Origin of the sequence: Legionella sp. W10-070, from assembly GCF_900640175.1 — a bacterium.
Lineage (GTDB): Bacteria > Pseudomonadota > Gammaproteobacteria > Legionellales > Legionellaceae > Tatlockia.
This window is the reverse complement of sequence record NZ_CAAAJC010000011.1, coordinates 15262-29439: the sequence shown is the minus strand read 5'-3', so window position 1 is coordinate 29439 and position 14178 is coordinate 15262. Positions and strand designations below refer to the sequence as shown.

The following is a 14178-nucleotide window of genomic DNA, read 5'->3' as shown; positions in this document are numbered from 1 at the left end:
GAATATGGCAGATAATAAGAACTTAACTATTATAAAAAAAGTCAAAAAATCTCATGGCGGTCATCATGGAGGTTCCTGGAAAATTGCTTATGCTGACTTTGTTACGGCAATGATGGCCTTTTTCCTTCTTATGTGGTTAATTTCTTCACTCAACAAAGCACAAAAGGAGGGCTTGTCTGAATACTTTAAGCAACCACTACGAATTGCCCTTATTGGTGGTGACAGTATAGGCGCAAGAAAAAAGACCATTGACGGCGGAGGTGATAACCTTAAAAGAAAAGATGGACAAGTCTCAGCCAACAAACAAACTTCGGAAGATAAAAGCGAAATGCAGCAATTGCAGGAATTAAAATCCAATATTATGCACACTATTGTCAATGACCCAGCCTTAGCTGACCTGAAGGACCGATTACTAATGGAAATTGATTCCGAAGGGTTACGAATCCAACTGGTTGACAATAATAATAAACCGATGTTTGGCATGGGAAGCGATGAAATCGATCCGGAAATGCTTCAGGTTCTTGACAAAATAGCGCAACTTTTAAATAGCTCCCCAAACAAAATTAGTATTCAGGGACATACTGACGATCATCCTTATCATAATCCTGATGACTTAAACCAAAGTAACTGGGAGTTATCAACGCAACGGGCAAATACTGCTCGTCGAGCTCTTGTTAAAGCAGGAATGCCAGAAGATAAAGTCATGCGGGTCACAGGCTACGCTTCCACTGTCTTGCTTGATAAGGAAGACCCATTAAACCCGGTCAACCGTCGAATTACCATCATTGTGATGAAAAAAGATGTAGAAGCAAAGATTATTCAAAATGATTAGCGCCTGTTGACGAGACACTAGTTACTTTGCAGGGTAATATTCTTTAGTCGGGTAGCAATTAACTACTCAACGACCCAGCATCCACCACAGAAAACCGATTGCCAACATCTATACTGTTATTAAAGATAAGGATTTTCTGAATGAAGACAAGACCAGTGTATATCGCTGGGGGCATTAGAACCCCTTTTGTTAAATCGCTAACCACTTATAAACAAATATCTACGCAAGATTTGATGATTGCATCCTTACAAGCGCTGGTCAAAAAGATGAATCTGGAAGGACGAATTTTAGGGGATGTGGGACTTGGAGCAGTCATCAATAACTCCAATAATTGGAATTTAGCCCGGGAATCGGTATTGGGTACCAACCTTGATCCTCATACGCCTGCCTATACGCTACAGCGTGCTTGTGGAACAAGTCTGGAAACAACATTACAAATTGCACTTAAAATTGCCAATCATCAAATTGATGATGGCATTGCAGCCGGGGTGGATTCAAATAGTGATCTTCCTGTTATGTACCCTCCTTCGTTTACTCGTAAACTCATTGAATTACGACAAACAAAAGATTTTATCGCCAAATTAAAAACATTCGCTTCTTTTCGGCCAACTGATCTAAAGCCCCAGTTCCCTGCCGTCATAGAACCACGTACTGGCTTATCAATGGGTCAGCATGCTGAAAAAATGGTTAAGGAATGGGACGTTTCCCGATTAGAGCAAGATGAGTTAGCATTAAGAAGCCATCAAAATGCCATCAAAGCCTATGAAGAAGGATTTTATGATGATCTGGTTATGGAATATAGGGGGTTAAAAAAAGATGGAACTATCCGCTCAGACTCTACTATAGAAAAGTTGGCCAAGCTAAAACCTGCATTTGATACCTCTGGAAAGGGAACCTTAACAGCAGGTAACAGCAGCCCGCTAACTGATGGTTCCTCAGCAGTTTATTTATTAAGTGAAAACGTAGCCCAAAAATACAATCATCCTGTCCTTGCACGATTTATTGATGCGCAAGTTGCTGCGATCAATTTTGTACAGGGAGAAGGGTTGCTGATGGCACCGGTAATTGCCGTGAGTGAGCTTTTAAAACGCAATAAACTATCATTTGAGGATTTTGATTTTTTCGAAATTCATGAAGCCTTTGCAGGCCAGGTACTTTGTAACTTAAAAGCCTGGGCCTCTAAAGATTACTGCAACCGTGTACTTAACCGCAATCAAGCCTTAGGTTTAATTGACGAAAGCAAAATGAATATCAATGGGAGTAGCATTGCCCTTGGCCATCCTTTTGCAGCAACAGGCACACGTATCGTCAGCAATCTTGCCAAACTGCTTCATCAAAAAGGCAAAGGCAGAGGCCTGATATCAATCTGTACAGCTGGCGGAATGGGGGTTGCTGCTATTCTGGAGGCAGTCTGATCGGTGCAACTATAGGGTGTGATTTAAAGTGCGGTTTTTCCTTGGAAGTCGTAGCCTGGATGCAGCGTCAGTGAAATCCGGGATCGGCGGTTGATAATAAACCCGTATCCCTTACAATTTCGCTGGCGCTCCATCCAGGCTACCATTAATTAACACCAACCTCAGTTTTAATCGCACCCACTTATATACTCAATATTGATTAATGCCGGTTAAACCGGCAATATGTACCCCTTTTTGCGCTTTATGAAAGGGATAATATGACAGATAAATACACTGCTGAGCAGTTGGAGTCGATTGCTCAGGGCCTTATAAATAAAATAAAGAAAAGTAACAAAGAAGGTCGTATTGAAATCATATTATCCTATCAGGAGGTTAGACTCCTTGGATTAAATCCAGAAAGAAGCAGGGAGTGGCTAAAGGCAAATGGGGTTTTTCAGATTATATTTTCATCAAGCTGGAACACAAAACCTTTTTTTGAGGTAAACGATGAGCTATTTACTCCCTATTTGGCAAAAGAGTCCCCGCATTGCAATGGACAACTAGTACTCTCATTAGGTATGCATAACAACAGACTATGGGTCTATGTTGATGGTGATCAAGTATGTTCCGCAAGGAGTAAATTTAACACCATAGAAGACTTAAAAAACAAGATAAATCCTGTGGATAAGGCAGAGATTCGTTCAAGCTGGGTTGCCGATTGTTCAGATAAGTTTATAGACAGCCTGCTTTGTGATGATAACCTTGGAAACATCGGCTTTGAAAAAAAACTTGATGCCTGTCTTTTAAAAAAAGAAGAAATAAATAATTTGTTTTTATATCTGAAGCACTGGTTTGACAAAACAAGGCAAACTGCATTTGAAAATTATTTTCCTGACCATCCAGGATGGTTTGTTCATATTATCGAAGCAACCTGCAAGGCAGAAAGCAAGGTATTTAAAAACCTATTGATTGATTTCTTTTGCCATGTCCTGGAGACTCAAGGCAATGCTGAATATAAAAATTTAATCAAATTTTCTCTACTCCACCACTTGCTGTTGCCGGCAATCAAAGTAAATGATTTGGCTCAAGTTCAGTATTTGCTGCAGGAAAAATACATTAGCCAATATTTTAATGATGATTCAGCCTCGAAAGATTGGCTTTATTTTTATGTTCGTGGCTTGATGCGTACTGTTTATGATGCATCAGTGGATAAGAACATGCTTCTTTTTCTGTTCAGTAACGGTTATTTGGGTAAAGAGGTGATCAGCCGCTTTCTTAAGGAGAATCCATCGCTGGATCTATCTACGAAGGAAGTCGATGATGAACCCACTAAAATTAAAAAACAGATGATGAGGTGCACCAGCAGATTTGAGGAAATGCTTCAATGCGAAAATGATGATATATTCGGCCAAAGCGCGCTTTTTCTAAACGCCTGTAAAGAAGACCTATTGCTGACACTTCACCTTCTGTTCTCTCTGACTGAACGTCTGTCAGTCCAGCCTGAAATGCAAATAAATTTGTCATTCCTTCAAGATGTGTTGTCGCTTATTAAAAGATTTTTTTCACAAAAAACTAAGAATACTACCCCATCTTTCGAAGCTTTAGATCTCTTAAGAGACGTAGTTACAGCATTGATTACAAATGAAAGGACATGCAAGGCTTTGTTTACAGAGCCCGAAGAGAAAAAATGTTTCATCGACGAGTTCTCCAAACTGATTCCTGCTCTTGGAGCGATGCGGGCCTTAAAATCCAAGATTACCTTACAAGAAGAAGACGATCAAATAAAACAAGAGAATGGAAATACGCCAGAAAATAAACTCATACCTGAGGCAAACGAAGAATTGATAAAAGCCGAGGTCGCCTATGATCTGAAAGATTATCAAGCAGCTTTTTTACATCTTGAGAGAGCCAGGGTCTGGCAGAAATATCCACAGGCGCTTCAGAATGAAGCCTTTCAGCGCTTATTTCATAAAGAAAAAAATCTACATGAAGAACTTTTATCCGCCACTGCTTTAGCCAATGAGGAATTGAAAAATCAACCGGAAGCCATTCCAACCCCTCAGCTGCTGGCAGCAAATAGTCGATTTTACTCCGTGAAAAGTGCTAATGTTAACCCTGACGACAAGCTAAATCCTCAATCTGGCACAGCAAAAACCAATCAATTTTCTTAGTTTTACCAACGCAGGCAGGCAAGGGAATATAGCAACCTTGCCCAGATACTAATAAAAAACTCGATATTTTTAAGCGTCAACTCTATTTCAGATGAGTTAACGAAAAAATTGATTTTTTATTAAACCGAATGCTGGTTTTAAAGACCAATTTAAATTAAAATGGCGGGGTGTTCTCACCAGAAAACAATCTATGAAACCTTTGACCCGTGATATCTTGTTAACGCTATTGGTCAAGTTAATATTGCTTGTTGCTTTATGGTTTGTTTGCTTTAAGGATATTCAAAGACCATCAAATACGACAAAAGAGTGGCTGTTAGGTTCTGGATTGTCATCTGATACTACACGTCCGGTAAAATAAAAATGATTTCTTGATGTCTAGTCTGTACCCTTGACGCTGAGAGCTTGGTTGTCAACAGACTGCAACAGCTGAGAATGATTTTATTTTGATGCGTAACTTCAGTCTTTGAGGTAAGCCATGATTCCTGGTAGTGAAGTCGTTGATCTCTCCCGCTTACAGTTTGCTTTAACCGCCCTGTATCATTTTCTTTTCGTTCCGCTGACATTAGGATTGTCACTGTTGCTTGCCATCATGGAAACAGTCTATGTCATGACTGGCCGTGAAATATGGCGTCGGATGGTGAAATATTGGGGTGTCTTGTTTGGGATTAACTTTGTCTTGGGCGTAGCCACTGGCCTGACTATGGAGTTTCAGTTCGGCACTAACTGGGCTTATTATTCACATTATGTAGGTGACGTATTCGGTGCCCCCCTTGCGATTGAAGGCTTAATGGCCTTTTTCCTTGAAGCTACCTTTGTCGGGTTGTTCTTCTTTGGCTGGGACAAATTAACAAAATTACAACATCTTACCTGTACCTGGCTGCTTGCCTTGGGCACTAACCTGTCCGCTTTGTGGATCCTGATTGCCAATGGCTGGATGCAAAATCCAGTCGGTGCAAGATTTGACTACCAAACCATGCGTATGGAGGTCAGTAATTTTGCAGACGTTATCTTCAATCCTGTTGCCCAAGCCAAATTTGTTCACACCATTAGCGCAGGCTATGTAACAGGCGCTATTTTTGTTTTGGCTATCAGTGCTTATTTTCTTTTACGTGGGCGAAATAAAGAGTTCGCCAAACGCTCGATGACTGTTGCGGTTTCTTTTGGCCTGGCCTCCGCCTTATCCGTGGTTGTTCTTGGGGATGAAAGCGGTTATGTGGCTAACAATAACCAAAAGATGAAAATTGCGGCGATGGAAGCAATGTGGCATACAGAGAAGGCACCTGCAGGATTGACTCTCTTTGGTATTCCCAATGAAAAAACCATGCATACCGATTATGCCATTGAAATTCCCTACGTTCTGGGTTTAATCGCCACTCGTTCATTCAATGAACCCCTTGAAGGCATTTTTGATTTGATTGAACAAGGGAAGCAACGCATTCACGAAGGGATAAAAGCCTATGATGCCCTAACCCGCTTACAGAAAAACCCGCAGGATGAGCAAGCCAAAGCCGATTTTACCGCTCATGGGAATTATTTAGGTTATGGCCTGCTATTAAAAAAATATACTGAGAAAGTAGTTGACGCGACTGATGAGCAAATCAGCAAAGCAGCCCAGGATCTTGAGCCGCACGTTAAACCCTTGTTCTTCTCTTTCCGCATCATGGTCGCCTGCGGGATTTTCTTTATTTTACTCTTTGCAGTTGGTTTTTACCTATCGATAAAGCGTAAGTTGCATACTTCACGCTGGTATTTACATCTAGCGCTTTGGTCATTGCCCTTACCCTGGATTGCAGCCGAACTGGGATGGGTAGTCGCGGAATATGGACGTCAACCCTGGGTGGTACAAGGTATTTTACCCACCGCATTAGGTACTTCATCAGTCAGTGCTTCACAAGTGTTGACTTCATTATCCGGTTTTATTCTCTTTTATACCATCCTGGCAGTCATCGAAGTTTATCTGATGATTAAATATATTCGTCTGGGGCCTGATGGCTTCACTAATGAAGGAGAATAAACATGCCTTTAGATTATGAAACCTTACGCGTAATATGGTGGGCACTGTTGGGAATATTGCTCATTGGCTTTGCGGTCATGGATGGCTTTGATTTAGGCGTAGCAATATGGCTGCCCTGGCTTGCCAAAACAGACACCGAGCGCCGGATCCTCATTAACAGCATCGGCCCAACATGGGAAGGAAATCAAGTCTGGTTTATTCTCGGTGGCGGTGCAATTTTTGCTGCCTGGCCAGCCTTGTATGCATTGTCCTTCTCCGGCTTTTATTTGGCCATGCTGGTTATCCTGCTTGCTTTGATTTTACGTCCTGTCGGGTTTAAATACCGTTCCAAATTGCCTAATCCAACCTGGCGAAATCTCTGGGACAATGCACTTTTCATAGGCGGTTTTATTCCTGCCCTACTGTTTGGTGTGGCTATTGGGAATGTAATACAAGGTGTTCCCTTTCACTTCGATGAAAGCCTGCGTCCTTTTTATACAGGTACTTTTTTTGCACTATTAAACCCCTTTGCATTGTTATGCGGTCTAACTTCCGTTGCAATGCTGGCAATGCATGGAGCTTTCTTTATTAATATCAAGACTGAAGGGCGCATCCAGCATCGTGCGGTCACTGCCGCCAAAGTTTCTGCTTTTTTAACAGTCCTTTTGTTTATATTCGGCGGCCTATGGCTTTATTATTATATTGACGGCTATCATTTAACCAGCTTAATTTCCCACGAAGGGCCATCGAATCCGCTTTATAAAAAAGTGATGCGCCAAAGTGGTGCCTGGCTGGCAAACTATCAGTTTGCACCAATCACTATAGTTGTACCTGCGGGAGCAATTATCGCTGCATTACTTGCCATAGGCTTAACCAGGAAAGCCATTCTGGCTTTTATCTTCAGCTCTTTTTCGGTAATCGGTATTATTGCCACCGTAGGCCTTAGCCTGTTTCCCTTCATACTGCCCTCTTCAAGCCATCCGGATCAGAGTTTAACTGTTTGGGATAGTTCATCAAGCCAGTTAACGTTGTTTATTATGCTTATAGCAACCGTGATCTTCCTCCCCCTTATTTTAATCTATACAAGCTGGGTCTATCGGGTGTTGCGTGGGAAGGTCACAGTTGACACTATTAAAAACGAATCAGCCTATTAGGAGAGACAGTATGTGGTATTTTTCCTGGATTTTAGGTACAGGCTTAGCCTGTACCTTTGCCGTATTAAACGCCATGTGGCTTGAATTAAGTGAGAAAGACAAGTAATTGCTTGCGTTACTGTAAGCTTTTGAAGTGCCAAGAACCCTTAATGGCAAACATGATAAAAGCTCCATTTATAGACTAAAATTAAACTAGAACCGGTTAAGTGTATTGCAGGAGTTGTATCATGAACCGAGAGGACCAGGCACTCACTATTTCTAACCCCCGGCTTCTCGCAGCAATTTATTTCGCACTACTGGCAATTATAGCGACCTGTTTAATTGATTTGTTTCTCTATCTAATGGGCATGGAACAGCTTTTACCCTTGTTTAAAGCCATCTTGCTCGGCGTAGTTATCGCCGCCTGTTTTGGAGCACTCTTTGGCAAACTTATTATCCATAGCTCCAAGCCTTATCGCAGGAAAGCGTTTTTATGGGGTTTCTTAATGGTGGTTGCCGCGTTGCCATTTTATGATTTGGGTTTCCTGCTGCTAATCCAGGGTCGATATACCGCTGCATTTGAAGGAGCTACCTTTCCTCAAATGCTATTGCTATATTTGTTTATTCTGCCTTACAGCTTTATCCTGGCAGGCTTATGGCTCGCGATTGCAGCGGGATTTGCGGCCATGTATTTACGAGGTCATTTAGTTTATGACATTCTGCACTCAAAATACCAGCGACGAAGAAGAGTCCCAAGGCAGGATAATAAATCATCATGACATGCTTTACTAAATACTGAGAATTGTCTCATTGGCATTATTTAACAACGCCAAGTTTATGCTTCTTCTGCATGTCTATTTTCATACAATTGCTGCGCTAGCCAACAGGAAGCTGAGGGTATTGAAGCCAGTTCACCTCAATTCTAAACTTCCTTGCGCCGGCCAGCGGGCCTATTTGGAGCATTACATTACATTACACCTGCATCCCTCTTCTTCCTTTGGCAATATGATAGGGGTAACCTGGGCATTTGATGGCTTGGTTAATGTTTCGATAATGCCGGTAAATAACTGATTGATGTTTTGATTATTTTTTGCACTGGTGAGAACATAGGTCAAGCCATTGTCTTTAGCAAATGTTGCTACTTCTTCCTCACTTACTGCCATCTTCCCATCCATTTTTGTACCAGCAAGAATAATTTCAACACGCTCCCCGTAATAACGTCTTTTTTCCTTTAACCACTGTGGCAAATTTTCAAAATCTTCTTTATTTGTCAAATCAAACGCTAAAATAATAGCGTTGCACCTTGGTATCCTTTGATTTTCTACAGCAAAGCGACTGCCAGAATTAGTATCAATTATCTTTAAATTTATAGCTCTACCATCTTCCTCTATAGTTTTCTCTATAGTAGGTAGAGGTAAGTCAACTTTGTGATCGGTAAATAGATCCTGTGCGTAACGCATGATAAGAGCAGTTTTTCCCGCATCTTTATCACCATCGACTGCAATAATCTTGGATGATTTTATATCTTCAGACTTGAAAAAACCTATTTGGCCTGGAGTTGATTGTTGCATTTATTTATAACCTCATTTCAGTAAAAAAATAACTAAACTATTTATGTCCAAACATAACGTCTTCTTAAATCATATCTGGACATCAATTTATAAAATTTAACCTTCCAGCGGAAGATGACCTATAAAGCCAGATATTTTCCAATCGCTTTCTTTTTTAGTGCAAAAATAAATGGTTTGCCACTGCAAAAATATTTTTTCACCAGTCATCGTTTCCAGGAAGCCGTCAAATTGCTTCCACACACAAGCCCGATTCTCTTTAATGCTTATTTTTTTCAGGGTGATTATTTGTTGCAATGCTTCTTCAAGGGGAATTTTATAATCATTTTCACCCAACAAGTTTGCTTGTTTCAACCATTTTATTTTGTAAGCATCAAGTGTTGGGTATGCATAATCCCAATCACCAGGAGAAAATGAGTTGTTGGCATATATACCTATGAAACTCTCAGAAATAAATTCATCTTCAATTCCCGACCAGTTACATGCAGCAAATGCTTCAGCATCCTTAACGACCAGAAGCTCCCAAAGTTTCTGTTGTTCGTTGTCTAAAACCATAGAAAGTTAACCCTTATAAGAAATAGATAAAAAATCCTGTTTAAAAGCCCAGACTCGGTGAAGCAATATTTTCACAGAGTCTGACATAACAGTGATTACAATAATTGTTTCGGCTTAAATATGCTTAAATAGCGTTTCAATTTTTCGACTGAAACAGGCTGGTTACGGTAAGCAATATATCCATCAGGCCGTATCAAATAAAAAGCAGCCTTATTTACCCCGTAGATTTTAATGGATTTTTTTTCCGCGAGCCAGCATTTAACCCCATCCCATTCACCTTGAAAAGAGGTATCTGTGAAAATATAGTGTGGCTCGAGAAAAAATTGATACTCCTTCAACAGTGGCTTCAGGACTTCATGCTGTTGTCGTATAAAATTCTTTTCACAATCATTAACAATAAACAGCAGCAAGTGTTTTAATCGAGAAAGTGTGTCCATTCCACCTGTCTCCTGTTTATCCCAGGAGCTCAATTTAATGTTTGGGTTTCGTTTACCAACTGCAATCGAACGTTTCAATTTATGGCAGGGGGAATCTTGCCAGTCTTCTCTGATTATATCAGACTGCTCATAGCGAATATTAATTTCAGCCATGTTATTGATAAAATTTCTCTGAACGAAACCAAATGACATTAGTTTTTGCATCATATAATTGCGTGACTTAATCAGCAGAGGATTGCTTAAAGCCATAATTTTAGTATTTTTATGCGTATCTTTGACAACTTTTTTTGCAACCAGATTCCGCTCGGCATTATAACTGTTCAGGATATCATTTGAATTCTCGACACATTGCATCAGGGCTAACTTCCATCCCAGATTATAGGCATCCTGGATACCCGTATTCATCCCTTGAGCACCAACAGGGCTGTGTATATGGGCAGCGTCCCCTGCAACAAGCATGCGACCGTTTTGGAAGGTATTAACTATTCTATGATGCAGGTTATATTTGGTAATCCATTTGGGCTCACCCAGTTTTACTTTTTCTGGCAAGCAACTGTCAACAAGCATTTGAAACTCAGCTAACGTTGGATCCTCATCAGGATTTGTTCCAGCAATTCGCCTTGTGGCAGCAATACGGAATATTTTCTTACCAATTGGAGCAATAGCAAAACTTCCATATCTGGTAGCAAATATATTGATAATATCTTCTTTATTGAAAGAATCTATTTCACAGTCCAGGAGCATCCATGAGCCTTTATAGGCCTCTCCCAAAAAGCTTATATTTGCCTTTTTGCGAACAATACTATGCGCCCCATCACATCCTGCAATGTAAGAAAATTTTTCTTCAATAAATTGGCCATCTGAAGTTTTAATAACCGCTTTTGCTGCATCTTCCTCTTGAGACACATCAACTAATTCAGAGCTTCTTTCTACGGTAACGCCGTATTTATTTAGCAAAAAATTTTCCAAAAGCATTTCTGTGGTTGCTTGCGGGATGGCCAGTGCAAAATTATAAATACTTTCTGCTAATTGATAATTTAAATATACCGTTTGTTTTTTGTTAAAATAAAATTTTACTCCTCTAATTTTATTACCTGATTCTAAAAATTGTTCTATGAGACCAATATCAGACAGGACTTCAAGGGTTCGCGCATGAATGACCAGAGCCCGCGATAAAGGGGAGACGGTTTCGTTTTTATCAATAATACGATAAGGAATATTGTATCGGCTAAGTTGGTTTGCGAGCGTTAATCCAGTCGGGCCAGCTCCAACAATTAGAATAGGATAATTACTCATGAGCACCTGCAAAATTCAAATTAATATCTAAGGGATAGTTGACACCTAAAATGCCATCCTATTAACAAAATATGAGAGTAGATTCCGCGCCTAATGCGCGGGAAACTGGTTCCAATTGTTAGCACCTAGTTGCATTGGTTTTTTGAACATGTGCCAATAGTGATTTTAGCAATCCATAAAAACTCATGCGGTACATTTTCTTCTGCATCAAGTAATTCAAAAGAATTATTATTATCAGTTAGCTTCTTGAGAATATAACATAGTAATTTAATCCAATATCGGCCAAAGTCCTCATAATTTTTTCTCACTTTAGTCAAAAGTAATTTACCACTTTCATCACTTTTTCCATTCATATATTCTTCGACTATTGAAATTGCAGCTTGGTGTTTGTTATTACAGTATTCAGCAATATCTGCCGTATATTCCTTATTGAATTTCATATAATTGCTGAATACACTTCCCCAAATATTCTCTTCTGGCAACTGGCGTAATGAATGTAGCAAAGTATTGCCGAGTATATAGGTATCCTCTGCATGGTTGTTCCAAACATCATTTTGGGTGACTACAAATGCATTAACATATCTGACCAATTGAAAAATGTATTTTGTTAACGGCTCAAGATCCTTTTTAGGTAATACATATTTTCCTTCGACAAAAACATTGGGTATTCCCAATACTTTAACCCCATTGGTATGAGCAATTTCAAACTCCCTTGTAATATCGGTACCCGCCATCATTTCAAGTATGTTTTCTCCGCCAATATGGATAGGTAAAAATTCTGTGATATTCAGTACTTGATTATGCAAAATCACTCTCATGCAGTGGTTTGGGTCTGTCGATTCAGCAACATCCCAGGCATGAAGCAAACTATTCTCCCCGGTTGGCACCATTGGCTGATATATAGCTGCCAGATGTAACCTTTTTTCTTCTCTGAGTTGCCGATAAGTCTCATTTACACAGGATGTAATCTGTTTAATACAGACACGAAAAGCAGTATTAGCTCGACGTATAAAATTTACTGCCCCGAAAAAATAAAAATGAGACTGACTGTCCAGTCTGGTTTTTATTTCATATGTGGCTTGAGCGATATACGCTTCGATATCATTAACAAAGGTAAGGTTAGTAGTTTCAACATTCAGAGGTGCAAGGTATTCCTCTACTTCACTGTTTGATTCGATTATCACCTTGGCATTTAATGCATGCTGCTGAAGGCAACAATCCATTGCCATTCCGGCACAGGACATATCAGCAATAATAAAAACAGGCTCTGGCTTGGTAGGTTGCCGAATAAACTCCCCCGAGATTTTTGAAATTTTTAAAATTGTCTCAATATTCTCAAATTGATCAGACCAAAGTAATAAATATTCGTCAGAAGACGCATTGACACAAACATTGGCAACAATTGATTTGGTTTCTCCATCATGTTGACGTAGTTCCAGGTCAACCCTGTCACCTGCATGCCAGCCCGTTTTACTCATATCGAGTTTTACAAGATATGGATTTATCCAGCTGTGAGAGTATGTTTTATTGTGGGCAGCCAGTTTAGCAGGTCTTTCCCGCGCACTGTCTTTAAGATGTAGATTAACCAGATCCCATCCTGGCTCCTCACTATCCGCTTTTATTCCACCATTGGTTTCTGACCGTCCGCTAAGCATAGACTGGTATTCAAAAGCAAAAACTTTACGTCGATGAGAACGAAAAAAGTATTGATAACTTTCCAAAAGCAAATTATAGGCGGTTTTTAAACCAGAATGTTGACTGCTATATTTATCAATGTATGTTTGCAAGTTAGACTGTCCTACCGCATCAATGTACTCTTGCCAACCTTTAGGCAGCATGAGCCGGGTTTTCTGCATTATTTTACCTAAATAAGAGTCATAGTCTCTGCGAGACACCAGTTGATCCATAATATGCCAAGCTGGCGAAAACATGCCTGAAAATCCTTCTTCGCCAGGAAAAAGGGCTGCAGTCCAGCGTGCTGTCGTGTTTCCCCAATCAATTGCACTAACGCCAATATCGGCTGTTGTTAATATCTCTTCTACTATTGAAAACCATAGTTCTGCGAGGTTGTTTAAAATCTGTTCTACCTCTGAGTGTTTTTGTAATTGCATCGCTTGTTGCAGATTGACTGTTGCAGAGATACCTGGAAAACGAGCACATAACTCAATTACAGAAAACCAGAAGCGATGCTCTGTGCGAGTTAAAAAAAATGGGATTAACAAGTGGGTATTCTTGCTATTAATAAGTTCAGGCCTATACGTTTGCTCGCCTTTATAGACAAAATTTGAAACAAACATATCACTTTCAACACAGGATCGGTGCCGTCCCATTTTTTGCCAAATTTTTCTCCAAGGCTTTACTACAGAATCCTCAATAGGCGCTAAAATATTATTGCCCTGTTCAATCTGTGCCTTGATCTGTTGATTGCGCTGTTGATTTGATTCATTCATTTGCTCCCAGCAAAATTTAAAACCTAATGCGAATGAACCCAAAATAATATTTGCTCTTGTTAAGTATTCATCTTGCAGGTTATCGGCTGGCAAGACAGGTAAGGCAGCTAAATTTTGACAGACTGTACCGGAGCGATACCAATGAGGTATTTTAGTTATAGCGTTTTCCCAGGAGTCCCAGGGAGAAGGTAAATGCTGGGGCAAAGGTTGGGAGGGAAAAAACTCATAATCATAGGACATATGGCCATGGAATCCAAAAATATCATCCCGGTAATTTTGCAGCACCAACTCAGTTGGTGTCAGTGATAATTGTTTATCACTCATCATGTGGGTACCTCTTAAGAATAAG

General features: G+C 40.1%; 12 protein-coding genes. 8 read left to right on the top strand and 4 right to left on the bottom strand.

Features of this window, described 5'->3' with window-relative positions; translation table 11 throughout:
* Positions 1–4 precede the first annotated feature (4 nt).
* From motB to E1O65_RS06280, 8 genes are all read left to right on the top strand, one after another.
* Entirely contained in the window at positions 5–832 is an 828-nt protein-coding gene (gene motB / locus E1O65_RS06310) for a flagellar motor protein MotB (protein WP_133132753.1), read from the top strand.
* Between the two features lie 140 nt (positions 833–972).
* Positions 973–2247, top strand: a complete 1275-nt coding sequence (locus E1O65_RS06305; RefSeq protein ID WP_133132752.1) for an acetyl-CoA C-acetyltransferase — start codon at positions 973–975, stop codon at positions 2245–2247.
* Positions 2248–2504: 257 nt separating this feature from the next.
* A complete protein-coding gene (locus E1O65_RS06300) occupies positions 2505–4397 on the top strand; it encodes a hypothetical protein (protein ID WP_133132751.1) in 1893 nt (630 codons plus the stop codon).
* A gap of 190 nt (positions 4398–4587) precedes the next feature.
* Entirely contained in the window at positions 4588–4755 is a 168-nt protein-coding gene (gene cydP, locus E1O65_RS12560; RefSeq protein WP_165474916.1) for a cytochrome oxidase putative small subunit CydP, read from the top strand.
* A 117-nt stretch (positions 4756–4872) separates the two neighbouring features.
* Positions 4873–6411, top strand: coding sequence for a cytochrome ubiquinol oxidase subunit I (locus E1O65_RS06295; protein WP_133132750.1), 1539 nt, complete (start codon positions 4873–4875; stop codon positions 6409–6411).
* A 2-nt stretch (positions 6412–6413) separates the two neighbouring features.
* Complete coding sequence (cydB, locus tag E1O65_RS06290; protein ID WP_133132749.1) at positions 6414–7544, top strand: cytochrome d ubiquinol oxidase subunit II; 1131 nt, start codon at positions 6414–6416, stop codon at positions 7542–7544.
* 10 nt (positions 7545–7554) lie between these two features.
* Complete coding sequence (cydX, locus tag E1O65_RS06285) at positions 7555–7650, top strand: cytochrome bd-I oxidase subunit CydX (RefSeq protein WP_133132748.1); 96 nt, start codon at positions 7555–7557, stop codon at positions 7648–7650.
* A gap of 121 nt (positions 7651–7771) precedes the next feature.
* Positions 7772–8302 carry a hypothetical protein gene (locus E1O65_RS06280; protein WP_133132747.1) on the top strand — a complete coding sequence of 177 codons (531 nt, stop codon included), beginning with the start codon at positions 7772–7774 and terminating at the stop codon, positions 8300–8302.
* 183 nt (positions 8303–8485) lie between these two features.
* Here E1O65_RS06280 and E1O65_RS06275 read toward each other — a convergent pair whose 3' ends face one another.
* The 4 genes from E1O65_RS06275 to E1O65_RS06260 all read right to left on the bottom strand — a co-directional run bounded on the left by E1O65_RS06275 (position 8486) and on the right by E1O65_RS06260 (position 14156).
* Positions 8486–9094, bottom strand: a complete 609-nt coding sequence (locus E1O65_RS06275) for a Rab family GTPase (protein WP_133132746.1) — start codon at positions 9092–9094, stop codon at positions 8486–8488.
* Positions 9095–9190: 96 nt separating this feature from the next.
* The gene (locus E1O65_RS06270) at positions 9191–9646 is read right to left on the bottom strand and encodes a hypothetical protein (protein WP_133132745.1); all 456 of its coding nucleotides are present in this window, start codon (positions 9644–9646) and stop codon (positions 9191–9193) included.
* A gap of 95 nt (positions 9647–9741) precedes the next feature.
* The gene (locus E1O65_RS06265; protein ID WP_133132744.1) at positions 9742–11379 is read right to left on the bottom strand and encodes an FAD-dependent monooxygenase; all 1638 of its coding nucleotides are present in this window, start codon (positions 11377–11379) and stop codon (positions 9742–9744) included.
* Positions 11380–11504: 125 nt separating this feature from the next.
* Positions 11505–14156, bottom strand: a complete 2652-nt coding sequence (locus E1O65_RS06260) for a cytochrome b5 domain-containing protein (RefSeq protein WP_133132743.1) — start codon at positions 14154–14156, stop codon at positions 11505–11507.
* Between the last annotated feature and the right edge of the window lie 22 nt (positions 14157–14178).